Annotated in this window: 22 protein-coding genes; 12 read left to right on the forward strand and 10 right to left on the reverse strand. The window is 73.0% G+C overall.

Features of this window, described 5'->3' with window-relative positions; all coding sequences use genetic code 11:
* Positions 1-7 precede the first annotated feature (7 nt).
* Positions 8-1,171: a macrolide family glycosyltransferase gene (locus BM093_RS25390; protein WP_093350776.1), complete on the forward strand. Its 1,164-nt coding sequence runs from the start codon at positions 8-10 to the stop codon at positions 1,169-1,171.
* A 10-nt stretch (positions 1,172-1,181) separates the two neighbouring features.
* Here BM093_RS25390 and BM093_RS36170 read toward each other — a convergent pair whose 3' ends face one another.
* Positions 1,182-1,676, reverse strand: a complete 495-nt coding sequence (locus BM093_RS36170; RefSeq protein ID WP_093350780.1) for an SdpI family protein — start codon at positions 1,674-1,676, stop codon at positions 1,182-1,184.
* A gap of 333 nt (positions 1,677-2,009) precedes the next feature.
* On the opposite strand from BM093_RS36170, the gene leuS reads away from it, so the two are divergent.
* Positions 2,010-4,799 carry a leucine--tRNA ligase gene (gene leuS / locus BM093_RS25400; RefSeq protein WP_245773798.1) on the forward strand — a complete coding sequence of 930 codons (2,790 nt, stop codon included), beginning with the start codon at positions 2,010-2,012 and terminating at the stop codon, positions 4,797-4,799.
* On the opposite strand, the gene BM093_RS25405 is transcribed toward leuS, so the two are convergent.
* Genes BM093_RS25405 through BM093_RS25420 form a run of 4 tightly spaced genes read right to left on the reverse strand, consistent with a single transcriptional unit; the run spans position 4,783 to position 7,488 of the window.
* Positions 4,783-5,313, reverse strand: a complete 531-nt coding sequence (locus BM093_RS25405; protein WP_245773789.1) for a HEPN domain-containing protein — start codon at positions 5,311-5,313, stop codon at positions 4,783-4,785. The genes leuS and BM093_RS25405 overlap by 17 nt on opposite strands.
* Positions 5,310-6,065 carry a UPF0158 family protein gene (locus BM093_RS25410; protein ID WP_093350790.1) on the reverse strand — a complete coding sequence of 252 codons (756 nt, stop codon included), beginning with the start codon at positions 6,063-6,065 and terminating at the stop codon, positions 5,310-5,312. The genes BM093_RS25405 and BM093_RS25410 overlap by 4 nt, the downstream gene beginning before the upstream one ends.
* A gap of 33 nt (positions 6,066-6,098) precedes the next feature.
* On the reverse strand, positions 6,099-6,539 hold the full coding sequence (locus BM093_RS25415; RefSeq protein WP_245773790.1) for a DUF1707 SHOCT-like domain-containing protein: 441 nt from the start codon (positions 6,537-6,539) through the stop codon (positions 6,099-6,101).
* 19 nt (positions 6,540-6,558) lie between these two features.
* On the reverse strand, positions 6,559-7,488 hold the full coding sequence (locus BM093_RS25420) for a DMT family transporter (RefSeq protein ID WP_245773791.1): 930 nt from the start codon (positions 7,486-7,488) through the stop codon (positions 6,559-6,561).
* A 99-nt stretch (positions 7,489-7,587) separates the two neighbouring features.
* On the opposite strand from BM093_RS25420, the gene BM093_RS25425 reads away from it, so the two are divergent.
* Complete coding sequence (locus BM093_RS25425) at positions 7,588-8,514, forward strand: LysR family transcriptional regulator (protein ID WP_093350801.1); 927 nt, start codon at positions 7,588-7,590, stop codon at positions 8,512-8,514.
* Here the strand turns inward: BM093_RS25425 and BM093_RS25430 are convergent.
* The 4 genes from BM093_RS25430 to BM093_RS25445 form a co-directional block, all read right to left on the reverse strand.
* On the reverse strand, positions 8,483-9,211 hold the full coding sequence (locus tag BM093_RS25430) for an SDR family oxidoreductase (RefSeq protein WP_093350806.1): 729 nt from the start codon (positions 9,209-9,211) through the stop codon (positions 8,483-8,485). The two genes, BM093_RS25425 and BM093_RS25430, sit on opposite strands and share 32 nt — an antisense overlap.
* A gap of 79 nt (positions 9,212-9,290) precedes the next feature.
* On the reverse strand, positions 9,291-9,884 hold the full coding sequence (locus BM093_RS37535; protein ID WP_245773792.1) for a C40 family peptidase: 594 nt from the start codon (positions 9,882-9,884) through the stop codon (positions 9,291-9,293).
* Between the two features lie 370 nt (positions 9,885-10,254).
* Entirely contained in the window at positions 10,255-11,334 is a 1,080-nt protein-coding gene (locus BM093_RS25440; RefSeq protein WP_093350811.1) for an inositol-3-phosphate synthase, read from the reverse strand.
* 1 nt (position 11,335) lies between these two features.
* On the reverse strand, positions 11,336-11,965 hold the full coding sequence (locus BM093_RS25445; protein ID WP_093350816.1) for a PadR family transcriptional regulator: 630 nt from the start codon (positions 11,963-11,965) through the stop codon (positions 11,336-11,338).
* Between the two features lie 198 nt (positions 11,966-12,163).
* Here BM093_RS25445 and BM093_RS25450 point away from each other — a divergent pair, with 198 nt between their 5' ends.
* From BM093_RS25450 to BM093_RS25465, 4 genes are all read left to right on the forward strand, one after another.
* Complete coding sequence (locus tag BM093_RS25450; RefSeq protein WP_093350821.1) at positions 12,164-12,562, forward strand: DUF5318 family protein; 399 nt, start codon at positions 12,164-12,166, stop codon at positions 12,560-12,562.
* Positions 12,563-12,958: 396 nt separating this feature from the next.
* Positions 12,959-15,343: a transglycosylase domain-containing protein gene (locus BM093_RS25455; protein WP_245773793.1), complete on the forward strand. Its 2,385-nt coding sequence runs from the start codon at positions 12,959-12,961 to the stop codon at positions 15,341-15,343.
* 116 nt (positions 15,344-15,459) lie between these two features.
* Positions 15,460-16,872, forward strand: a complete 1,413-nt coding sequence (locus BM093_RS25460; protein ID WP_342743041.1) for a glycosyltransferase family 87 protein — start codon at positions 15,460-15,462, stop codon at positions 16,870-16,872.
* Positions 16,873-16,957: 85 nt separating this feature from the next.
* On the forward strand, positions 16,958-17,659 hold the full coding sequence (locus BM093_RS25465) for an NUDIX hydrolase (protein ID WP_093350830.1): 702 nt from the start codon (positions 16,958-16,960) through the stop codon (positions 17,657-17,659).
* A 5-nt stretch (positions 17,660-17,664) separates the two neighbouring features.
* On the opposite strand, the gene BM093_RS25470 is transcribed toward BM093_RS25465, so the two are convergent.
* Positions 17,665-18,438: a deoxyribonuclease IV gene (locus BM093_RS25470; RefSeq protein ID WP_093350912.1), complete on the reverse strand. Its 774-nt coding sequence runs from the start codon at positions 18,436-18,438 to the stop codon at positions 17,665-17,667.
* A 240-nt stretch (positions 18,439-18,678) separates the two neighbouring features.
* Here BM093_RS25470 and rpsF point away from each other — a divergent pair, with 240 nt between their 5' ends.
* The 5 genes from rpsF to BM093_RS25495 all read left to right on the forward strand — a co-directional run.
* Positions 18,679-18,993, forward strand: coding sequence for a 30S ribosomal protein S6 (gene rpsF / locus BM093_RS25475; RefSeq protein ID WP_093350834.1), 315 nt, complete (start codon positions 18,679-18,681; stop codon positions 18,991-18,993).
* An 11-nt stretch (positions 18,994-19,004) separates the two neighbouring features.
* Entirely contained in the window at positions 19,005-19,559 is a 555-nt protein-coding gene (locus BM093_RS25480; protein ID WP_093350838.1) for a single-stranded DNA-binding protein, read from the forward strand.
* Positions 19,560-19,613: 54 nt separating this feature from the next.
* Complete coding sequence (rpsR, locus tag BM093_RS25485) at positions 19,614-19,850, forward strand: 30S ribosomal protein S18 (protein WP_093350843.1); 237 nt, start codon at positions 19,614-19,616, stop codon at positions 19,848-19,850.
* 14 nt (positions 19,851-19,864) lie between these two features.
* The gene (gene rplI, locus BM093_RS25490; RefSeq protein WP_093350848.1) at positions 19,865-20,311 is read left to right on the forward strand and encodes a 50S ribosomal protein L9; all 447 of its coding nucleotides are present in this window, start codon (positions 19,865-19,867) and stop codon (positions 20,309-20,311) included.
* 644 nt (positions 20,312-20,955) lie between these two features.
* The coding region (locus BM093_RS25495; RefSeq protein WP_093350917.1) for a DnaB-like helicase C-terminal domain-containing protein at positions 20,956-23,312 on the forward strand (2,357 nt) is incomplete at its 3' end.

Here is a 23,312-nt window from a genome sequence, read left to right on the forward strand (position 1 = left end):
TCCGGGCGTGGCCGCCATCGCGCACTACGCGCCGCTGGGAGCCGGGCACGTCAACCCGGCGATCGGGATCGTCGCCGAGCTCGTCCGCCGCGGACACGCGGTCAGCAGCTTCGTGCCGGGCCGGTTCGCCGAGCGGATGGCCGCCACCGGTGCCCGGGTCGTGCCGGTGTCCTCGTCCTGGGAGACCCAGGACCTGGATGATCCGCCGCAGATGCACGGCCGGCACCTGGTCCGGGCGATCGGGTACCTGCTCGACGAGACCCGCTTCCTGGTCCCGCAGCTGACCGGGCACCCGCGCCCGGACCTCGTCCTGCACGACGGGCCGCTCGCGGTCTGGGGCCGGGTGCTGGCCCACCACTGGGGGACGCCGTCGGTGGAGATCTGGCCGAACCTGGTCGGCAACCGGCACTGGTCGATGAGCCGGTACGCGAGGCTCAACCCGCTGGATCCGCGGCTTCTCGTCACGATGGTGAGGTTCGCCGCCTACCTGCGCAGGCACGGGATCCGCGATGTCCGGGCGTTCTTCGAGGGGGCGACGGCGACCCGGCGCCTGGTCACCGTGCCCCGGGCGTTCCAGTACGCCGGTGAGACGTTCACCGGGCACCGGTTCGTCGGGCCGGTACTCGGCGACCGCGCACACGACACCGGGTGGAGCCCGCCACCGGACGGACGCCCCGTGCTGCTGGTCTCGCTCGGCAGCGCCTACAACCGCAGGCCCGGGATCTACCGGACCATCGTCTCGACCGCCGCGGACCGGCCGTGGCACGTCGTCGCGTCGATCGGCGAGGTCGACCCGGCCGAGCTCGGCCCGCTCCCGCCGAACGTGGAGGTGCACCCGCAGGTCCCGCAGCTGACCGTGCTGCGGCACGCCCGGGCGTTCGTCACCCACGCCGGGATGGGCGGGACGATGGAGGGCCTCGCCGCCCGGGTGCCGCTGGTGGCACTGCCGCAGATGGCCGAGCAGCGGGCCAACGCCGACCGGGTTGCCGAGCTCGGGCTGGGGCGGACCCTCGACCCCGCAACCCTCACCGCGGACCGGCTGTGGTCGGCGGTCGACGCGGTCGCCGACGACCCGGCCGTGCGCGAGCGGCTCGCCGTGATGGCCGCGGAGATCGCCGCGGCCGGCGGGGCCGCTGCGGCGGCCGACGAGGTCGAGTCCGCGCTGCGCTGAGGTTCCGCGGTCAGCCCGCGGCGTCCCCGGAGCGGCGCGCGGCGGTGGGCGTGGACCCCGGCTCCGTGCCGGTCGCGTCCCGGCAGCCGGCGACCAGGTCGCAGCCGCTGCACACCCCGCCGCAGGTCGGCGCGGGCTCGGCGGTCTGCTCGGCGAGCGTGACCTCGGCCGCCCGCGCGCCCAGGGAACCGCCCACGCCGGCCAGCACGACCGTCCCGATCAGGGCGAGCCCGCCGAGCACCCACGGCATCGCACCGCCGCGGCCGGTGACGAACAGCGCGGACCCGCCGACGAGCCCGACGAGCCCGGCCGCCCCGAGCGGACCGGCGGCGACCCGGTTGGCCAGCACGAACGCGTCGGCGGTGCGCAGGCTGGCCGGTGTGCGCACGCCGGCGAACCGGTTGCGCGGCAGCTTCCCGCTCGCACCCAGCGCGGCGAGGACGACGAGCACCGCTCCGGCCAGCAGGAGCAGGGCGGCGAGGACGAGGCGCAGCGTGGTGGGCACGTGACCAGGGTAGAACCCGGCGGAGCGGGGACGCCCGCCCCGGCTACCCTGGTCACATGTGCACGGCCCGGCGGTGGCTGCCCCACCGGCAGCACCGACTTCCCGGCGCCGCGCCGCGGTGAGTCGCAGTCGACGCGGATCCGACCGGTGCGGCGACGACCCCTCCTGGCCACGTGCTGGAGGGGTCGCAGCGTGTTCCGGGCCCGCGACGGGCCGTCGCAACAGGTTTCCCGAGGTGAGACGGACATGAGCACCGAGACCAGCACCGCCGCCGAGACGAACGGGGAGCGCGCTGCGCACTCCGACCGGCCCGCGTACCGCTACGACGCCGAGATGGCCGGCCGGATCGAGCGCAAGTGGCAGGACTTCTGGGAGGCCGAGCAGACCTTCCGCACCCCGAACCCCGGTGAGCCCGGCTCGGAGAAGCCGAAGTACTACCTGATGGACATGTTCCCGTACCCGTCCGGGTCGGGGCTGCACGTCGGGCACCCGCTGGGGTTCATCGGTACCGACGTGCTGGGTCGCTACCTGCGCATGACCGGCCACAACGTGCTGCACCCGATGGGTTTCGACGCGTTCGGCCTGCCCGCCGAGCAGTACGCCGTCCAGACCGGGACCCACCCGCGGACCACCACCGAGGCGAACATCGCCCGGTACCGCGAGCAGCTGCGCCAGCTGGGCCTGGGGCACGACCCGAGCCGCTCGGTCTCGACCACCGACATCCCGTTCTACCGCTGGACCCAGTGGATCTTCCGCGAGATCTTCGAGGCCTGGTACGACACCGACGCCGACCGCGCCCGCCCGATCGCCGAGCTGCGGGCCGAGTTCGAGTCCGGCGCGCGGCGCACCCCGGACGGGCGGGCCTGGACCGAGCTGGCCGAGGGCGAGCGGCGGGCGCTGATCGACTCGTACCGGCTGGCCTACATCTCCGAGGCCCCGGTCAACTGGTGCCCGGGCCTGGGCACCGTGCTGGCGAACGAGGAGGTCACCCCGGAGGGGCGCTCCGAGCGCGGCAACTACCCCGTCTTCCGCCGCAACCTGAAGCAGTGGATGATGCGGATCACCGCCTACGCCGACCGGCTGGCCGACGACCTGGACCGGGTCGAGTGGCCGGAGTCGGTCAAGGCGATGCAGCGCAACTGGATCGGGCGCTCCGAGGGGGCGAGCGTCCGGTTCGCCGTGCCGGGTGCGACCGATGAGATCGAGGTCTTCACGACCCGGCCGGACACGCTGTTCGGGGCGACCTACATGGTCCTGGCGCCCGAGCACCCGCTGGTGGAGACGATCGTGCCGGCCGCGTGGCCGTCCGGTGTGGACGCCCGCTGGACCGGCGCGGCCGCGACCCCGGCCGAGGCCGTCGCGGCCTACCGCGCCGAGGCCGCACGCAAGTCGGAGCTGGACCGTCAGGAGAACAAGGACAAGACCGGCGTCTTCACCGGGGCGTACGCCACGAACCCGGTGAACGGCGCGTCGATCCCGATCTTCGTCGCCGACTACGTGCTGATGGGCTACGGCACCGGGGCGATCATGGCGGTGCCCGCGCAGGACCAGCGCGACTGGGACTTCGCGACCGCCTACGGGCTGCCGATCGTGCGGACCGTCGACCCGGGCGAGGGCTTCGACGGCGAGGCGTTCACCGGCGACGGACCGGCGATCAACTCGGCGAACGACGAGGTCAGCCTGAACGGCCTGGGTGTCGACGACGCCAAGCGGCGGATCATCGACTGGCTGGCGGCGCAGGGCACCGGCGAGGGCGTGGTCCAGTACAAGCTGCGGGACTGGCTGTTCTCCCGCCAGCGCTACTGGGGTGAGCCGTTCCCCATCGTGTGGGACGAGCACGGCCCGGTCTCGCTGCCCGAGGACCAGCTGCCCGTCGAGCTGCCCGACGTCGACGACTACGCGCCGAAGACCTACGACGCCGACGACGCGGACACCGAGCCGGAGCCGCCGCTGTCGCGGGCGAGCGAGTGGGTCAACGTCGAGCTGGACCTGGGTGACGGTCCGAAGGCCTACCGCCGCGAGACGAACACGATGCCGCAGTGGGCCGGCTCCTGCTGGTACTACCTGCGCTACCTGGACCCGGAGAACTCCGAGCGCTTCGTCTCCGAGGAGGCCGAGCGGTACTGGCTGGGCAAGGACCCGGCCAAGGCCGACGACCCGGGTGGCGTCGACCTGTACGTCGGCGGCGTCGAGCACGCCGTGCTGCACCTGCTGTACTCCCGGTTCTGGCACAAGGTGCTGTTCGACCTGGGCCACGTCACCAGCGAGGAGCCGTTCCGGCGGCTGTTCAACCAGGGCTACATCCAGGCCTTCGCCTACACCGACGCGCGCGGTATGTACGTGCCGGCCGAGGAGGTCGTGGAGGGCTCCCCGGCAGCCGACGGCACGACCGGTTTCACGTGGAACGGTGAACCCGTCACCCAGGAGTACGGGAAGATGGGCAAGTCACTGAAGAACGTCGTGACGCCCGACGAGATGTGCGCGCGCTACGGCGCGGACACGTTCCGGCTGTACGAGATGTACACCGGCCCGATGGAGGCCTCCCGCCCCTGGTCGACGCGCGACGTCGTCGGGCCGCAGCGGTTCCTGCAGCGGGTGTGGCGCAACCTGGTCGACGAGAACACTGGCGAGACGACGGTGGTCGACGACGAGCCGGGTGACGACGTGCGGCGCGCGCTGCACAAGGCCGTCGCCGGCGTCCGTGCGGACTTCCCGGCCCTGCACTACAACACCGCCGCGGCGAAGCTGATCGAGCTGAACAACGTGCTGACCAAGCGCGGGACGCGGGTCGAGCGCGAGATCGCCGAGTCGCTGGTGCTGATGATGGCGCCGCTGGCCCCGCACATCGCCGAGGAGCTGTGGCAGAGGCTGGGCCACGACGGTTCGCTGGCCTACGCGTCGTTCCCGGTGGCCGACGAGCGGTACCTGGTGGCCGACACCGTCGAGTACCCGATCCAGGTCAACGGCAAGGTCCGCTCCCGGGTCAGCGTCCCCGCGGAGGCGGGACAGGACGAGATCCGGACGGCCGCACTGGGCGACGAGAAGATCGTCGCAGCACTGGACGGTGCCGAGCCGAAGAAGGTCATCGTCGTGCCGGGGCGCCTGGTCAACGTCGTCCGTTAGGCCTGGGTCGTTCGTCAGGCCCGGGTCGTCCGTCAGGCCTGGGTCGTCCGTCGGGCCTGGCCGGCGGGGCCCGGCGCGGGGGCTTCGCCGGACGCCGGGTGGCCTGCCCCGTCACGGTGGGCGGGCCGCTCAGGTCCGGTGCGGCCAGCCACACCTCGATGGCGTCGACCACGAACGCGGCGTCCTCGAGTGCCAGCACCGCCTCCCGCGGGGGAGCCGAGCTGTCGGAGTGGTCGGCCAGCGCGCGGCGGTTGAACAGCGAGCGCAGCAGCTGCCCGGCCTGCCGGTCCAGCGAGCGTTCCCGCACCGCCCGGCGGACGAACGCGCTGACGACGTCGGAGTGCTCGGCCCGGGTCTCCCCCAGCACGAGCAGCGCGGTCTCGGCGGCGCGGAACGCCGCGTGGAACGCCCGGGAGACGGCGGCATCGGGGAAGCCGTGCTCGGCGAGCAGCCGGGCGCCCGCCAGCTCGGTGCGGGCCCGGGCGATCCCGGAGCGGTGCGCGGACCCGTTCACCGCAGCCGCACCGCCTCGGCGCGGGCCCGGATCACCGTCGGGTCACCGGGCCGGGCCAGCTCGTGCTGCCCGACCGGCAGGACGCTGATCGTCAGGCCGGTGCGCTCGGTGTGCTGCCACAGCACGTCGTCCATCGCCCGCAGCTCCTCCCAGGGCAGGATCGTCGTGGCGTGGTCGTCGAGCACGACCAGCAGGTCGATCGCGGACTCGACCGTCCCCTCGCCGCTGGCCCACGGGCCGAAGAGCAGCACCTGCCGCAGCCGCGGGCCGTAGAGTGCGGCCAGATCCGCGGCGACGGCCGCGGGCACGTCGTCGTTCGACGGGTCGGGGTCGGGGTGGCGGGCCCGGAGCTGCTCGGCGTCGGCCTCGGTGATCAGGCCGGTGCCGGCCAGCCAGTCCACGGCGCGGCGCCGGGAGCGGGCGTCGCGGAAGCGGTACCACTGGTCGCGGACCTCGGGGAACTCGAACAGCGTGTTCTTGAACCGGCGGAACGCACCGCGCCCGTCGATGGCCCGGTCCAGCAGTGAGGCCGCCCGCCGGTGCTGGACGCCCGCGGTGAAGTCGGCCATGTCCCGGTACGACTCCCGGCTGGTGACGGAGTCGATCTCCAACCAGTCCGCGGGCGGTTTGTCGTCATCGCTGTGACCGGCGACCGCGCCACTGACCGGGTCCAGGTACCAGTGGGTCTCCGGCGACCGGTCGTCCAGCGCGTCGGCCAGCGCGGCCAGATCGACGCGGCCCGGATCGAGCATGGTCCGAGCCTATGGGGCACCCGGTGTGCGCGGCTACTCGTCATCACCCCAGAACAGCTGGGCGAGCAGGACCGCACCCCAGATCCCGATCGGGAAGATCGGCCAGAAGAACGGCAGGCCGCCCGAGGCGACGGCGGTGACCAGCCAGATGCCGGTCAGCAGGACCGCCGTCCCGGCCCAGGACCGCCACTCCTTGAGGTACTCCCGCTTCGCCTCGGTCTTCTCGACCTCCGCGGCCTCGGCCTGCACCGTGGGCAGCTCGGAGCGCCGCACGGCAGGCAGGTCGGCGGTCAGCACGTCGAGATCGCGCCGGACGGTCGCGGCGTAGGCGTCGCGCAGCCGTTGGTCGTACTCGGTCAGCGACAGCCGGCCCTGGTCGTGCGCCAGCTTGAGGCGCTCGGCGGTCTCCTGGCGTTCGGTGTCGGAGACCCGCATCAGCGCCGCCCCGCCGTCGGACTCCTGTGGCTCCCCCATACCCGCCGAGGTTAGCGACTCAGCGGGCGGTGGGGGTCCGTCGTTCGACCGATCCCGGCCCCGGAGCCGGGACCCGCCGGGGCCGGGTCGCGACCACGACACCGGCCAGGCACAGCACGCCACCGGCCAGCGCGAGCGGTGCCGGGACCTCCCCGAGCAGCGCCCAGGACAGCAGCACCACGATCGGCGGGACGGCGTAGGTGGCGGCGGCCAATCGGCCGGCGGTCGTCCGGGACAGCGCGTATCCCCAGGTCAGGAACGCGATCGCGGTCGGGAAGACCCCGAGGTAGGCGGTGCCGGCGACGGCCGACGCCGGGGCCGAGGCGAGCTCGGCCACCAGCGTGGGCAGGTACGGCAGCAGGGCGACGGTGCCGGCCACCGCGCCGAGCCAGGTGACGGTCAGCGCGTCGATCCGGACCAGCAGCCGCTTCTGGGCGACGGCGGCGCCCGCGTAGAGCAGTGCGGCGAGCAGCCCGAGCAGCACGCCGGACAGGTCGGTGCCGCCTGCCGAGGTGGTCGTCGCGATGAGGACGACACCGGCGAACGCGATCGCCATGCCGGCCAGCAGGCGGCCGGGGAAGCCCTCGCCGAGCAGGAGCCCGGCCAGCACCGCGACCACCACCGGCGCCACGTTCACCAGCAGCGCGGTCGTGCCGGCGTCGAGGTGGCGTTCCGCGGCGTTGAGGGCCAGGTTGTAGAGCCCGAACCAGGCCGCGCCCCACAGCGCGACCGCACCGAGCAACCGTCCGTCGGGCAGCCGGGGACCACCCCGGTGGGACCGCACGACCAGCACGATCGCCGTCAGGGTGAGCGAGCCGACCAGCATCCGGCCCAGTGCCAGCGCGCCGGGCGAGAGGTCGTGACCGACCGCTCGGATCCCGACGAACGCCGACGCCCACAGGACGACGGTGGTCGCGGCGGCCGCGAGCGGGAGCAGGGAGCGGGACACAGATGGGGGCGGGCTCATAACCCGAGCCTCCCGGCCCGGACACTTCAGCACCAGCGATTGTTCCTACCGGTATATTCAGTGTTGCTGTACGGTTGCCGGGTGTTGGACACCCACCGCCTGCGCGTGTTCCGGTCCGTCGTGGCCAGCGGTTCGGTGCAGGGCGCCGCCACCAATCTGGGATACACGCCGTCGGCGGTGAGCCAGCACGTCACGGCCCTGCAGCGGGAGACCGGACTCGCGCTGTTCGAGCGGGTCGGCCGGGGCCTGCGCGTGACGGCGGCCGGTCTGGTGCTGGCCGAGCAGGCCGACGGCATCCTCACCCGGCTCGGTGAGGCCGAGTCCGTCGTGGCGGATCTGCGTGCCGGGCGCACGGGGACGCTGTCGGTGTCCTACTTCGCCTCGGTGGGCGCGGCCTGGATGCCCGGGGTCGTGCGCCGGCTGACCGGCGAGTTCCCCGGCGTCCGGCTCGACCTGGCCCTGCGCGAGTGGTTGCCCGACGACCCGGCGGACCGCTCCGACGTGCAGGTGGCCGTCGAGCGGCCGGACTTCGCGGCGTGGCCCGGGTTCACCGTGCACCACCTGCTCGACGACCCGTACGTCGTCGTGCTCCCGCCGGGCCACCCGCTCGCCGGCCGGGACGAGGTCGAGCTGGCCGAGCTGGCCGACGAGCGCTGGGTGGACAACGACTTCGCCCGGGGCTGGTGCCGGCGCAACCTGGTCGAGGCGTGCACGGCGGCGGGGTTCCGGCCGCCGTTCCACGTGGAGGCGCACGACTACCCGACGGCGCTCGCGTTCGTCGCCGCCGGGATCGGGATCACCGTGCTGCCCGAGCTGGGCGCGGAGCACCTCCCGTCCGGGACGTGTGCGGTGCCGGTGGTGCGCCCGGCGCCGGTGCGGTCGATCCTGGCCGTGGTGCGCGACGCCGCCGCCCACACCCCGCCGGTGCTCGCGACGCTGGAGGAGCTGCGCGCGGCGGCCGGACCGGCCGCGCGGCTCAGCCCTGGTGCCGGACGACCAGTTCGGTGATCTGCGCGTCCCGGCTCGCGGTCAGCGCGGCGAGCACAGCCGCCGCGACCGACTCGGGTCGCAGGAACAGGGAGCCGTCGTACTCGCCACCCTCGTGCCGGACGACGCGCTGCTGCATCGCGGTGTCCACCCGTCCCGGGTGCACCGAGGTGACCCGGATGCCGTTGCCGGACTCCTCGGCGCGCAGCGCGTCGCCGAAGGCCCGCAGCGCGAACTTGCTCGCGGCGTAGGAGGCCCACCCGGCCTTCGCGGTGATGCCGGATCCGGAGTTGACCAGCACGACGTCGGCCCCGGCACCGGCGCCCGCGGCCCGCAGTGCGGGCAGCAGCAGCCGGGTGGTCTCGGCGACGGCCACGACGTTGACGTCGAACTGCTGCCGCCAGGTCGCGGCCGGGGTCTCCGCGACGGTGCCGAGCTCGCCGATCCCGGCCGAGTGCACCAGGGCGTCGAGCCGGTCGATCCCGGACAGTGCCTCGGCGAGCGCGGCGTCGTCGGTCAGCTCGACCGGCAGTGGCTGCGCCCGTACCGGACCGGCGGCGGTCAGCTCGTCGATCAGCGCGGTCAGCCGTCCGGTGTCCCGGCCGCCGAGCAGCAGGTCGTAGCGCGGTGCGAGCAGCCGGGCGACGGCGGCGCCGATGCCCTGCGAGGCACCGGTGATCAGGGCCGTGGGCCGCTCGGGACGGCTGGTGGTGCTCATGCCCCGAACCTACGGCGCCCGGCCCCGCCCCGCGCGTGCGAGGCAGGAACCGGGCGACGACACGGGGCCGGCCGGACCGTCAGATGCGGCGGGCGGAGTTGAACGGCATCGCGTCCATGTCGGAGACCTTCACCGGCTGGCCGCTGGTGGAGGCGTGCACCACCTGGCCGTCGCCGGCGTAGATGCCGACGTGGCTGACCGGCTTGTAGAAGAAGACCAGGTCACCCGGCTTGAGGTTGGACTTCGAGACCTTGGTGCCTGCCGAGGCCTGCGCGCTGCTGGTGCGCGGGACGTCCTTGCCTGCCTTCGAGAAGGCGTAGCTGACCAGGCCGGAGCAGTCGAACGCGCTCGGGCCGTCGGCGCCGTAGCTGTAGGGCTTGCCGAGCTGGGCCATCGCGGTGGACAGCGCGCTGGTGCGGACCGCCGCGGCCTGGGCGGCCGGTGCGGCCGCCGAGCTCGCCGCGGCGGCGGTCTGCGCGGCCGGTCCCGGTGCGGCGGGCAGCACGCCGGCGGCCGGCGCGACGTCGCGGGAGACCGTGGGGGCGGTGGCCGAGGCGGAGTCCGGAGCGGGCGCCGCGGTGGCGGTGGGGAGCACGGACAGGGCGGCGGCAGCGGCGGCGGTGGTGGCCACGACCGCGATGCGGAGCGCCGGAGCGGTGGGTCGCTGGGGCACGGGGAGTCCTCGGGGTGTCGCACCACCGGGAAGCGGGTCGGGCGGGGAGCGACCGACCGCGTGCTGGGGAGTTCGCACGTCATGGGGGCGACGTGCCGACGGTCGTGCCACCCGCCCGGGTCGTCGCCCGGCGGTGACCCTGCACCCTCCACCCCGGTTGGGCGAGGTCGTGCACGGCCGACGGGCACATTACGAACAGATATCGCTCAGATAAATGGCATAGCGCACATCTGCCCCATGACTGCGCTCACGGACAATTCCGGGAAAATTCCGGATCGGGAATTTCCTGGCACGGAAACGGCGAGCGGCCCGACGGTGAAACGGATGGTCACCGCCGGGCCGCTCGCCGTGCGGGTGGCGCGGGAGCTGTTCAGCCGTCGAGCTCGCCGCGGATGAACGCCTCCACCTTGTCCCGTGCCTCGGAGTCGCGGTACTGCTCGGGCGGGGACTTCATGAAGTAGCTCGACGCCGACAGGATCGGGCCGCCGATCCCCCGGTCCTTGGCGATCTTGGCGGCGCGGACGGCGTCGATGATGATCCCGGCGGAGTTCGGGGAGTCCCAGACCTCGAGCTTGTACTCCAGGTTCAGCGGGACGTCACCGAACGCGCGGCCCTCCAGGCGGACGTAGGCCCACTTGCGGTCGTCCAGCCAGGACACGAAGTCCGACGGCCCGATGTGGACATTCCCCTTGCCCATGTCCCGCTCCACCTGGGAGGTCACGGACTGGGTCTTGGAGACCCGCTTGGACTCGAGCCGCTCGGCCTCCTTCATGTTGAGGAAGTCCATGTTGCCGCCGACGTTGAGCTGCATCGTCCGGTCGAGCTGCACGCCGCGGTCCTCGAACAGCTTCGCCAGCACGCGGTGCGTGATGGTCGCGCCGACCTGGGACTTGATGTCGTCGCCGACGATCGGGACCCCGGCGGCACGGAACTTCTCCGCCCACTCCGGGTCGGAGGCGATGAACACGGGCAGCGCGTTCACGAACGCGACACCGGCGTCGAGCGCGGCCTGGGCGTAGAACCGGTCGGCGTCCTCGCTGCCGACCGGCAGGTAGGACACCAGGACGTCGGCCTGCGCGTCCCGCAGCGCCTGCGCGACGTCGACCGGCTCGTCGTCGGCCTCGGTGATCGTCTCGCGGTAGAACCGCCCGAGCCCGTCGAGGGTCGGCCCGCGCTGCACGGTCACCCCGAGCGGCGGCACGTCGGCGATCTTGATCGTGTTGTTCTCGCTGGCCGCGATGGCGTCGGCGAGGTCGTGCCCGACCTTCTTGGCGTCGACGTCGAACGCGGCCACGAACGTCACGTCCCGGACGTGGTAGCCACCGAAGTCCACGTGCATCAGGCCGGGGACCTTGGTCGACGGGTCGGCGTCCGCGTAGTAGTGGACACCCTGCACCAGCGACGCGGCGCAGTTGCCCACGCCGACGACCGCGACCCGAACCTGGCTCATGTCAGGCTCCTCCTGTTGTCTCGTCCTGTCGTTCCCGGAAGTCCGGGCCTTCGTCCGTTCCGGCGTCGTCGCCGGGGATGGTCTGGTCCGCGCCACCGTCGCGCGCGGCGTTCTCGGCGGCGATCAGCTCGTTCAGCCACCGCACCTCCCGCTCGGAGCTCTCCAGCCCGAGCCGGTGCAGTTCGCGGGTGTAGCGGTCGATCTGTTCGCCGGTCCGGTTCAGCACGCTGCGCAGCCCGTCCCGGCGTTCCTCGACGGTCCGGCGACGGCCCTCGAGGATCCGGATCCGGGTCTCCGCCGGCGTCCGGGAGAAGAACGCCAGATGGATCCCGAAACTTCCGTCCTCCCACGCCTGCGGGCCCGCCTCGTCGATCATCTCGGCGAAGCGCTCCTTGCCCTCGGCGGTGATCCGGTAGACCCGGCGGCCACGCCGGGACCAGGCGGACCCTGCCGGGTCGTGGTCGCCGGCCTCGACGATGAGCCCGGCCCGCACCAGCCTGCGCAACGCCGGGTACAGCGAGCCGTAGGAGAATGCCCGGAAGCCACCCAGCCGGCGGCCGAGCTGCTTGCGCAGTTCGTACCCGTGCAGCGGTGCCTCCTGGAGCAGGCCGAGGACGGCGAACTCCAGCACGGCGCACCCCCTTCCTCACGGACCCCCGACCGGCCGACCGGTGCCCAGACCATATCGGTCCGATACATCGGCGCGCGTCGGGAATGATCGTCGTCACAGGTCCCCCGGGCCTGCCGGACCCCCGCCACCTGGGGCGGGACCGTTCACCCGGGTGGGACGCGACTGGGTGCGACCCGTGGCCGCGCGTACCCTGGGTGGGTGCTCAGCCCGCGACAGGTGGTGGACTACGCCCTGCAGCGCCGTGCGCTGCTGGCCGACGTCCGCGCCGGTCGGGTCGGTCCGGAGGAGGTGTGCGACGCCGGTGCGTACCTGCATCGCGCCGCCCGGTTCCACGGCACGACGGTCGAACAGACCTGTCCGATGTGCCGCAAGGAGCCGCTCGCCCAGGTCTCCTGGGTGTTCGGCGAGAGCCTGCGGCACGTGTCCGGCTCGGCCCGGTCCACCGAGGACCTGGAACAACTGGCCGCCCACCACGCCGAGTTCACGGTGCACGTGGTCGAGGTGTGCCGCAGCTGCGGCTGGAACCACCTGGTCCGGTCGTACGTCCTCGGCACCGGCCGTCGCCCGCGCCGCGGACGCAGGACCGCGGGTGGATGAGCCGGCCCCCGGATCCCGAGCCGAACCGGGCCGTACCCACGGCACCGGACCGCGTACGGACCCCCGCCGCCCCGGGCATCCCCGGCCCGGCCACCGGCGGACCAGCGAGACCGCACCCCACGGAGCCGCCCGGTGAACGACGAGCGTGACCCCCGGCGCACCCCGCCGCCCGGCCCCCCGCCGCCACCCGGCCGGCCGCTCCCCCCGCCGGCTCCCCGTCCCGGCGCGGGACCGCGGCGGCCCGGTCCGCCCCCGCAGGGACCACCTCCGCAGGGCCCGCCTCCGCAGGGACCGCCTCCGCAGGGGCCGCCGAACGGGCGGCCACCGGCGGGCGGGCGGCCGGGACCGGCCGGTCCCCCGCCGCCGCAGCGGCCGGTCCCGCAGTCGCCGCCACCGTTGCTGACCCACGAGGACTCCGGGGTCGGCCACTTCGGAGCGGTGCCCCGGCCCGACGCCGGCGGCCGTCCGGCGCCGCCGCCCGCGCAACGTCCCGGGCCGGCACGCCCGGAGGCGGCCGCGGTACCCGGCCGCCCCGGCGGCGGGGGCCCGCCCGGTCCCCCCGGCCCGCCCGACGGCGGTGGGCCCGGCGGTGACGGCGACGGCGAGGGGCGCCCGGCCGGGTCCCGACGCCGGCGGATCCGCAAGTGGGTGTTCGCCGCGGCCGGCCTGGCCGTCATCGGTCCGCTCGTCGCGTTCGCGATCGGCTGGCTGGTGTTCCCGGTGCCCAGCGCCGACGACATCGCGGTCACCCAGGTCGCGACGTTCAACTACGCCGACGACAGCCCGCTGGCCACGGTCCGGCCGGACAACGTCAACCGGATCAGCGTCCCGCTGGACCAGGTTCCGGTGCCCGTGCAGCAGGCCGTGCTGTCCGCCGAGGACCGGAGCTTCTTCTCCAACCCCGGCTTCGACATCTCCGGCATCGGCCGTGCGGTGATCAACCAGCTCACCGGTGGCATCGGCGGCGGCTCGACGATCACCCAGCAGTACGTCAAGGTGACGACCGGCAACGACCAGAACTCGCTGTTCCGGAAGTTCCGCGAGGTGGTGCTCGCGGCGAAGATCTCCAAGGAGATGACCAAGGAACAGATCCTGGAGAACTACCTCAACGCGATCTACCTGGGCCGGGGCGCCTACGGCGTGCAGGCCGCGAGCCAGGCCTACTTCGGCAAGGACGTGGGGCAGCTGAACGCCTCCGAGGGCGCGATGCTGGCCGGCCTGATCCAGTCGCCCTCGCGCTGGGACCCGGCGAAGAACCTGGAGACCTCCAAGGACCGCTGGGCCTTCGTGCTCGACGGCATGGTGGCGCAGAACTGGATGACCCCGGACGAGCGCGCCCGCCAGCAGTTCCCGCAGTGGCAGGAGTCCTCCGGCAACCAGGGCGGCGGCATCCCCGGCGACGACCGCGGGCACATCTACAACGCGGCCCGCTCCGAGCTCGAGAAGCTGGGGATCTCCGAGACCGAGATCAACACCCAGGGGCTCACCGTCACCACGACGGTGGACCCGAAGGCGCAGGAGCAGGCCGCGGAGGCCATCGAGAAGGCGATGAAGGGCCAGCCGGACAAGCTGCGCTCGTCGCTGGTGTCGGTGGACCCGAAGTCCGGCGCGGTGCTCGCCTACTACGGCGGGGAGAACGGCGTCGGGCTGGACTACGCCTCGGTGCTCAAGCAGCCCGGGTCGTCGTTCAAGCCGTTCGTGCTGGCCGCAGCCCTGCAGGCGCCCGACCCGATCGGGCTCGGCGCCACCTACGACGGGTCGTCGCCGCAGATGCTGGCGGGCACGAAGGTCACCAACTCCGAGGGCGTCAGCTGTGGCCGGTGCTCGGTCAAGGAGGCGATGACCAAGTCGATCAACACGATCTTCTACCGGATGGGCCTCGACGTCGGCCCGGCGAAGGTCGCCGAGGCCGCGCACCAGGCGGGCATCCCGGCCGACCTCCTGCCGAACCCCACCGGCGGCATCTCACTGGGGGACCGTGAGGTGCACCCGGAGGACATGGCCGGCGCCTACGCGACGTTCGCCGCGGACGGCATGAAGCGTGAGCCGTACCTGGTCTCCAAGGTCACCGCCAGCGACGGCCGGGTCATCTTCGACCGGGGCGGAACCGACTCCGGCCAGCAGGTCATGGACCCCGAGGTCGCCCGGAACGTGACCGAGTCGATGACCGACGTGGCGAGCTCGTCGAAGATCGGGCTGAACGGCGGCCGCCCGGTCGCCGCGAAGACCGGCACCGTGCAGAGCGGTACCGAGGGCGAGAACAACGACGCCTGGACCGTCGGCTACACGCCGTCGGTGTCCACCGCCGTCTGGGTCGGGACCGACGACAACACCCCGATCCGGAACTCGGCGGGCCGGCCCATCTACGGCCGGATGCTCCCCGGGACGATCTGGCAGTCGTTCATGAACGACGTGCTGCGGGGCACCCCGGTCGAGCAGTTCTCCGGCTTCGAGCCGATCGGCCAGGCACCGGCCCGCGAGGTCTCCACCGACACCGGGCAGGAGCCCACCGGTGCCCCCGAGGAGCGGAACTCCGACGGGGACCGCGACCGGGACCGCGGCAGGGACGAGGAGTCCCGGGACCGCGACTCCGGCCGGGACCGCGATTCCGGGCGGGACCGCGACCGCGGGGACTCCGGAGGGGACCGCGACGGCGGGGACTCCGGCCGGGACGACTCCGGCGGCCGTGGTGACGACAACTCCGGGGACGGCGACGGCTCGTCCGACGACTCCGGGGGCGGCCGGGACGACGGCGGCGGCTCCGACGAGGAGAACAACTGACCGGAGCCGGCCGTCCCGGCGCCGGCTCCCCCGCGGAGCCGCGTCCCGGTGACGGCCCGACCGGCCGGGTCGTCCCGAGCTGGACCGAGCCGCTGGCGCGCTCGGCCGCCCGGGTCGTGGGCGGCCCGCTGGGCAGGCACGCGCTCGTCGGCCGCTCCCGGTACTGGACCCCGCTGCGGGTGGTCCTGCTGCTCGCGGTCGCCGTGCTGGCGATGAGCTGGCTGGGCAAGGCGGCCTGCCTGCAGCAGTACCGCACCGCCGACGGCGTGCTCGCCCTCGACTGGCGGGGCGACCGCCAGTACGTGGCGATGTGCTACTCCGACACCGTCCCGCTCTACGGGCTGGAGGGCCTGGCCGACGACGGTGTCCCCTACCGCGACGCCTGGTTCGAGACCGCGGCCGACGGCAGCCGGGTGGAGCGGTTCATGGAGTACCCGGTGGTCACCGGGTTCTTCCAGTACCTCAACGCCCAGCTCACCGACGGCTGGCAGTGGCTGGCCGAGCGAGCGCCGCTGCCGACCGCGCTCGACGTCGTCGTCTACTTCGACATCACGGCGTTCTGGCTGGCCGCGGCCTGGCTGACGGTCGTCTGGGCGGTGCTGATGCTCCGTCCGGAGCGCCCGTGGGACGCCGCGCTGGTCGCGTTGTCCCCGCTCGCACTGGTCCACGCGTTCACCAACTTCGACACGCTCGCCGTCGCGTTCGCCACCGGTGCGCTGCTCGCGTTGCGCCGCGACCGGCCCGGGTGGGCCGGGGTGCTGCTCGGGCTCGGCACCGCGGCGAAGCTCTATCCCGCGCTGCTGCTGCTCCCGGTCCTGCTGGTCGGCTGGCGACGACGCTCGACCGGTGGCCTGGCCCGCGCCGGCTGGACCATCGGGGCGACGATCGCGGCCTGGCTGGCGGTGAACCTGCCGGTGGCGCTGGCCTGGCCGCGCGGCTGGTCGGAGTTCTTCCGGCTCAACGGCACACGGGCGGCCGACCCGGACTCGATCTGGTACTCGCTGACCTGGTTCACCGGCTGGGCGGGCTTCGACGGGCCACCGGGCGACGGCGGCGCGCCGACGATCCTCAACGCGGTGACCTTCGCGCTGATGGCGGTGGCCTTCGCGGCGATCGCCTGGCTCGCGCTGCGTGCCCCGCGCCCGCCCGCGGTCGCCGAGCTCGGCTTCCTGGTCCTCGCCGCGTTCCTGTTGATCAACAAGGTCTGGAGCCCGCAGTACTCGCTGTGGCTGGTCCCGCTGGCCGTGCTGGCGCTGCCGCGGTGGCGGCTGCTGCTCGGCTGGATGCTGGTCGACGCGCTGGTCTGGGTACCGCGGATGTACCAGTACCTGGGTGTGGACGCCAAGGGCCTGCCGACCGAGCCGTTCCTGGTCACCGTGCTCGTCCGCGACGCGGTGGTCGTCGCGCTGTGCGTGCTCGTGGTGCGCCGGGTGCTGCGCCCGGAACCCGAACCGGGCCACGACCCGGACCCGGTGTGGCCCCGCGGCTCCGCCACCCGTGAGTGGTTATCGCGGTCAGGGCCGCGATAACCACTCACGGGCGCGAAGCGCGTCCGGGGTGATCGGGGTCTCGTCAGTGGTTCCGGTGCGGGCGTGGTGCGCGAGGATCGGGTCCATGAACGTCGAGGACGGCGGCGCAGCGCTCCCGGACGGAGTGGTCCCGGCCGCGGTGGCACAGCGGCTGTGCGCACGGGTGCGGGCGGCGCTGACGGTGCTGCCCGACGAGCTCCGGCACATCGCGTCCGACGCCGATCGGGCCGGGAAGCGGGCCGCGGCGGTCACCATGACGCTGCTGCCCGTCCCCGGGGCGACCGGGGACGGGGCGCTGGCCGACGAGATCGCGTTCGTGCTGACCCGGCGGGCCCGGTCGCTGCGCGCACACTCCGGGCAGTGGGCGCTGCCCGGCGGCCGGATCGACGCCGGGGAGACCGCGGAGCAGGCGGGGCGTCGCGAGGTGTCCGAGGAGATCGGGATCGAGCTCGGGCCGGAGCGGGTGCTCGGGCTGCTCGACGACTACCCCACCCGCTCCGGATACGTGATCACGCCGGTCGTGCTGTGGGCGGGCGGCGCGGGGGAACCGGTGCCGAACCCGGCCGAGGTGGCCGAGCTGCACCGGCCCGCGCTCGCCGAGATCGATCACGAGCCGCGGTTCCTGACCATCCCCGAGTCCGACGCCCCGGTGATCCAGGTGCCGCTGTTCGACCGCTTCGTGCACGCCCCGACCGGGGCGGTGCTGCACCAGTTCCGCGAGGTCGTGCTGCACGGGCGGGCGACCCGGGTCGCCCACCTCGAGCAGCCGGTGTTCGCCTGGCGGTAGTGCGGTCAGGCCGGGGCGTGCTCGCGCAGGTAGGCGATGTCGCGGGCCTGGCCGTCGGCCGGGGTCTCCACGACCACCGGTGCCCCGGCCTCGGCGACGACGGCGGCCAGCTCGTCCGGCGGGATCGTCCCCGAGTCGATGTTGGCGTGCCGGTCGCGGGCCGAGTCGAACGGGTCGCGCGAGTTGTTCAGGTGGATCAGATCGATCCGGCCGGTGATCGCCCGTGCCCGCTCCACGATCCCGGCGAGCTCCTCGCCACCGGCGAACGCGTGGCAGGTGTCGAGGCAGAAGCCGACACCGAACTCGCCCACCGCGTCCCACAGCCGGGCGAGCGCGTCGAACCGGCGGACCATGGCGTTGTCGCCGCCCGCGGTGTTCTCGATCAGGACCGGGACGTCGAACCCGTGCTCGCCGGCCTGCCGCTCGACGAACTTGCGCCAGTTGTCCACACCGGTGGCCGGGTCGTCGCCGGCCGTGACGTGGCCGCCGTGCACGACCAGCCCGAACGCGCCGACCTCGGCGGCGCCGGCCAGGTGCTGCTGCACGATCTTGCGGGACGGGATCCGGATCCGGTTGTTCGTCGAGGCGACGTTCGCGGTGTACGGCGCGTGCACCACGACCGCGACCTCCGAGGCGGACAGCTCCGCCGCGCGCGGGTGGGGCGGCGGCTTCTTCCAGCCCTGCGGGTCGGACAGGAACAGCTGGATCACCTCGGCGCCCACCTCACCGGCCGCGGCCAGCGGGTCCTCGGCGTCGCGGACGTGTGCTCCGATCTGCATGGGTGCACGGTAGCGAGCACCCCCGACGGCGACGGCCGGGCCCGCGCACCGGGCCGGCCCGGCGTCCACCGCGTACCCGCAGGTCGGGCCCCGGATCGCCGTTGCTAGCCTGGTCCGGTCATCCCGCAGGTGCGCCGCGCGACCCGTCGCGCGCCGAGACTGTCGGGGTGGCCTGAGAACCTCCTGTCACGGCCGTCGGGGCCGTGACCGTCACGAGTCCATAGGAGGTGAGTGGTTCTCATGCGTCATTACGAGGTCATGATCATCCTCGACGGCAGCCTGGACGAGCGCACTGTGCAGCCGTCCCTGGAGCAGTTCCTCACCGTCGTGAAGAGCGACGGCGGATCGATCGAGAAGATCGAGGTCTGGGGCAAGCGCCGGCTGGCCTACGAGATCAGGAAGCAGGGCGAGGCCATCTACGCGGTCGTCGAGATCGCCGCGGAGCCGGCCACCGTCGCCGAGCTGGATCGCCAGCTGGGCCTGAACGAGTCCGTGCTGCGCACCAAGGTGCTGCGCAAGGACGTCACCCGCACGCCGGCGCCCGCCGCCGGCTGAGAGGGGTTCCGATGGCCGGCGAGACCGTGATCACCGTCGTGGGCAACCTGACGGCCGATCCCGAGCTGCGGTTCACCCCCTCCGGCGCCGCGGTCGCCAACTTCACCGTCGCCTCGACGCCGCGCACCTTCGACCGCCAGTCCGGCGAGTGGAAGGACGGCGAGGCACTGTTCCTGCGCTGCAACATCTGGCGCCAGGCGGCGGAGAACGTCGCCGAGTCGCTGACCCGCGGCGCGCGGGTCGTGGTGCAGGGACGCCTTCGCCAGCGGTCCTTCGAAACCCGTGAGGGCGAGAAGCGCACCGTGGTGGAGCTGGAGGTCGACGAGATCGGCCCCTCGCTCCGCTATGCCACCGCCAAGGTCAACAAGGTCAGCCGGGGCGGAGGCTCCGGCGGCTTCGGTGGCGGTGGTGGCGGCGGCTACGACGGTGGCGGTTTCGGCGGCGGCGGCAGCCAGCAGGGCGGTGGCTCCGGCGGAGGCAACTCCGGCGGCGGTTACGACGACCCCTGGGGCTCGGCCCCGCCCGCGGGCAGCGGCGCGGCGTCCGACGACGAGCCCCCTTTCTGATCCACGCACCCACGCCGTCCGCGACGGGCGGTGATCGACTCCAGGAGCACCAGCATGGCCAAGGCCATCGTGCGCAAGCCGAAGAAGAAGGTCTGCGCATTCTGCAAGGACAAGGCCCAGCAGATCGACTACAAGGACACCGGTCTGCTGCGGAAGTTCATCTCGGACCGCGGCAAGATCCGCGCCCGCCGGGTGACCGGTAACTGCCGGCAGCACCAGCGGGACGTCGCCGTCGCGGTCAAGAACTCCCGCGAGGTGGCCCTGCTCCCGTACACCTCGACCGCTCGCTGAGGGAGGAGAGACACGTGAAGCTCATCCTCAACGCCGACGTCCCGAACCTGGGCGCGCCGGGCGACATCGTCGAGGTCAAGGACGGCTACGGCCGCAACTACCTGCTGCCGCGCAAGCTCGCGGTCGTCGCCACCCGTGGCGCCGAGAAGCAGGTCGAGCAGATCCGCCGGGCCCAGAAGGCCCGCGAGATCCGCGACCTGGGCCACGCGCAGCAGGTCGACTCGCAGCTGAAGAACATCAACGTGACCGTCCCGGCCAAGGCGAGCGACAACGGTCGCCTGTTCGGCTCGATCACCCCGTCCGCCGTCGTCGACGCCGTCAAGGCGGCCGGCGGCCCGGCGCTGGACAAGCGCACGGTGGACGTGCCGGGGCACGTCAAGGCCCTCGGCAAGCACCAGGTGCAGGTCCGCCTGCACCCGGAGGTCACCACCGAGCTGACGATCGCGGTCGTCGCACGCTGACCCCGCTCCGGTGGTCGTACGACCACCGAGAGTAGTGAAGGGCGGTGTCCGGAGCCTCGTGCTCCGGGCACCGCCCTTTCGTGTTCCGGAAGCCCCTCCGACCCGCGCACGGTCGCTCAGCGGAGTCGCGGATGGACACCGTGCACCGGTATGGGTGATCGGTCGGCGGATCCGTTGTCACGCAGCCGACCCGCCGCGTGGTGACGGGCCGCTCGACGGGCGGGACTGTGGACGCGCTGGGCGGTGGACGGTCGCCGGCTGGGCCCGACACGCCGCACGGGGTTCTGCGCCGACACGCCAGGGCAAAGTTGTCCACACCGGCCCACAGGCCTCTGACATGCGGGAACGGCTGATTCCGTGCTGTTGTCCCCAGGCTGTCCACAGCACGGTCCCGGGGTGGGCGGCATCCGTGCACAGCCCATCCCCAGATCGATCACCAGAGCGGTTTGGGTCCGGGGGCGCGGCGGCCTAGCCTCGGACACACCGGCCCGGTCCGGACTCCCCGTACGCAGCTGCGCGACCCGCGCACCGCCGGGCGCCGCCGGGACGGAGATCACGGGAGATGCTGCGCGGGCGGGGAGGAACCGCCGCTCGCGCGTCGAACGTGCGTTCGGTATGCTTGTCCATCGGGGGTGACGCTGCGTATGGCTCTGACGGACGACCGTCCCGCCGGACGGCCTCGGGCCGTCCGCGACGGCGAGCAGGGCGGGAGTTCCGGCGAGGGCGGGAGCGGGACCTTCGACCGCCAGCCACCGCAGGACCTCACGGCCGAGCAGTCGGTGCTGGGCGGCATGCTGCTGAGCAAGGACGCGATCGCCGACGTCGTCGAGGTGCTGCGGCCGGAGGACTTCTACCGGCCCGCGCACCAGACGGTCTACGAGACGATCCTGGACCTCTACGGCCGCGGCGAGCCGGCCGACGCGGTGACGGTGTCGGCGGAGCTGCAGCGGCGCGGCGAGCTGGTGCGTCTCGGTGGTGCGCCCTACCTGCACACCCTGATCGCGACCGTGCCGACGGCGGCGAACGCCGCGTACTACGCCGAGATCGTCGGGGAGAAGGCGATCCTGCGGCGGCTGGTCGAGGCCGGCACCCGGATCGTGCAGCTCGGCTACCACGGCAACGAGGGCGGTGAGGTCGACGAGGTCGTGGACCGGGCCCAGGCCGCGGTCTACGAGGTCACCGAGCGCACCACCACCGAGGACTACACGGTGCTGGAGGAGCTCCTCCAGCCGACGATGGACGAGATCGACGCGATCGCGTCGAACGGCGGGATGGCGGCCGGTGTGCCGACCGGTTTCGCCGACCTCGACGCGTGCACCAACGGGCTGCACCCCGGCCAGATGGTCGTCGTCGCGGCGAGGCCCGGGCTCGGGAAGGCATTGGCGCTCGACACCCCGCTCCCCACCCCGCAGGGCTGGACCACGATGGGTGATGTCGCCGTCGGTGACATGCTGCTCGGCGCGGACGGGCGTCCGACGCGGGTGGTCGCAGCGACCGAGGTCATGCACGGACGGCCGTGCTACGAGGTCGAGTTCTCCGACGGGTCGGTCCTGACCGCCGATGCGCAACACCAGTGGCTCACCGACACCCGTGCGAGCCGTCGGGCACTGCAGGAGGCCCGCGCGCGTGGAGGTGCGCCGCGCGTGGGCCCGGCGGTCCGGACGACCGAGGAGATCGCAGCCACCGTTCGCTGCGATGTGGCAGACCGGCGGGTGAACCACTCGGTGGCGCTGCCCGAGCCGCTGCAGCTGCCCGAGTGCGAGCTGCCGATCGCCCCGTACACGCTCGGTGTGTGGCTGGGTGACGGCACCAGCGCCTCGGCTGCCTTCACCTCCGACGATCCGGAGATCGCCGAGTACGTCGAGCAGGACGGGTACCGCGTGGTCCGGCTCCCCGACCGCCGATACGGCGTGAGATTGCCCGACGCCGAGCCGGTCCCGACGCGGCTGTGCGAGGTCTGTGGAACGTCGTTCCGGCCCCGTACCAGCCAGGTCCGGACCTGCGGGAGATCGTGTGGCGGCCGCGCCCGGTTCGTGTCCGCGCCCGTCGGTGAGCCGGTCTGCCCGGACTGTGGATCACCCTCAAGCGGGCTCCGGCGTTGCGCGGCGTGCCACGCCGATCACGGGACGGTGCAGGGGTTGCTGCGCTCCGTGGGCGTTCTCGGGCAGAAGCACATTCCCATCGCGTACCTGCGCTCCGGCGAGCGTCAGCGGCGGGAGCTGTTGGCAGGACTGATGGACACCGACGGCACGGTGACCTCGACCGGCAACCTGCAGTTCTCGGTGACCAGCGCCCGGCTGGCTCACGACGTGGCGGAACTCGTCGTCGGGCTCGGCTACCGGTGCTCGATGACCACGAAGAAGGTCGCCGGGCGCAGCCCGTCGAGCTCGATCGCCTACACGCTGAACTTCACCACGTCCGATGGCGTCTTCCGGCTGGACCGGAAGCGCCGGGTGCACAAGGAACGGGACGCCGAACACGCGCACCGGGAACACCCCCGCTACATCGTGGACGTGCGCCGGGTCGAGAGCGTCCCCGTCCGCTGCGTCGAGGTCACTGCCGACGACCATCTCTACCTCGCCGGGCGGTCGATGATCCCTACACACAACTCGACCCTGGGCCTGGACTTCGCTCGCTCCTGCTCGATCAAGAACGGCATGACCAGCGCGTTCTTCTCCCTGGAGATGAGCAAGTCCGAGATCGTGATGCGCCTGCTGTCGGCGGAGGCGCGGATCCGGCTGGCCGACATGCGAGCGGGCCGGATGTCCGACGAGGACTGGACCCGGATGGCGCGGCGGATGTCGGAGATCTCCGAGGCGCCGCTCTACATCGACGACTCGCCGAACCTGACGCTGATGGAGATCCGGGCCAAGGCGCGCCGGATGAAGCAGCGCAACGACCTCAAGCTGATCATCCTGGACTACCTGCAGCTGATGACCTCGGGCCGCAAGGTCGAGTCCCGTCAGCAGGAGGTCTCGGAGTTCTCCCGGCAGATCAAGCT

It is taken from the genome of Pseudonocardia ammonioxydans (assembly GCF_900115005.1).
Taxonomy (GTDB): domain Bacteria; phylum Actinomycetota; class Actinomycetes; order Mycobacteriales; family Pseudonocardiaceae; genus Pseudonocardia; species Pseudonocardia ammonioxydans.

What these genes read in the sequence shown, in the direction of transcription:
- BM093_RS25415 (WP_245773790.1), bottom strand. Translation starts at nt 6,539, where the DNA reads ATGGGGGAGCCACAGGAGTCCGACGGCGGGGCGGCGCTGATGCGGGTC.
- BM093_RS25465 (WP_093350830.1), top strand. Translation starts at nt 16,958, where the DNA reads ATGAACGTCGAGGACGGCGGCGCAGCGCTCCCGGACGGAGTGGTCCCG.
- rpsF (WP_093350834.1), top strand. Translation starts at nt 18,679, where the DNA reads ATGCGTCATTACGAGGTCATGATCATCCTCGACGGCAGCCTGGACGAG.
- rpsR (WP_093350843.1), top strand. Translation starts at nt 19,614, where the DNA reads ATGGCCAAGGCCATCGTGCGCAAGCCGAAGAAGAAGGTCTGCGCATTC.
- BM093_RS25410 (WP_093350790.1), bottom strand. Translation starts at nt 6,065, where the DNA reads ATGCTCGATCCGGGCCGCGTCGATCTGGCCGCGCTGGCCGACGCGCTG.
- leuS (WP_245773798.1), top strand. Translation starts at nt 2,010, where the DNA reads ATGGCCGGCCGGATCGAGCGCAAGTGGCAGGACTTCTGGGAGGCCGAG.
- BM093_RS25480 (WP_093350838.1), top strand. Translation starts at nt 19,005, where the DNA reads ATGGCCGGCGAGACCGTGATCACCGTCGTGGGCAACCTGACGGCCGAT.
- BM093_RS25470 (WP_093350912.1), bottom strand. Translation starts at nt 18,438, where the DNA reads ATGCAGATCGGAGCACACGTCCGCGACGCCGAGGACCCGCTGGCCGCG.
- BM093_RS25440 (WP_093350811.1), bottom strand. Translation starts at nt 11,334, where the DNA reads ATGAGCCAGGTTCGGGTCGCGGTCGTCGGCGTGGGCAACTGCGCCGCG.
- BM093_RS25430 (WP_093350806.1), bottom strand. Translation starts at nt 9,211, where the DNA reads ATGAGCACCACCAGCCGTCCCGAGCGGCCCACGGCCCTGATCACCGGT.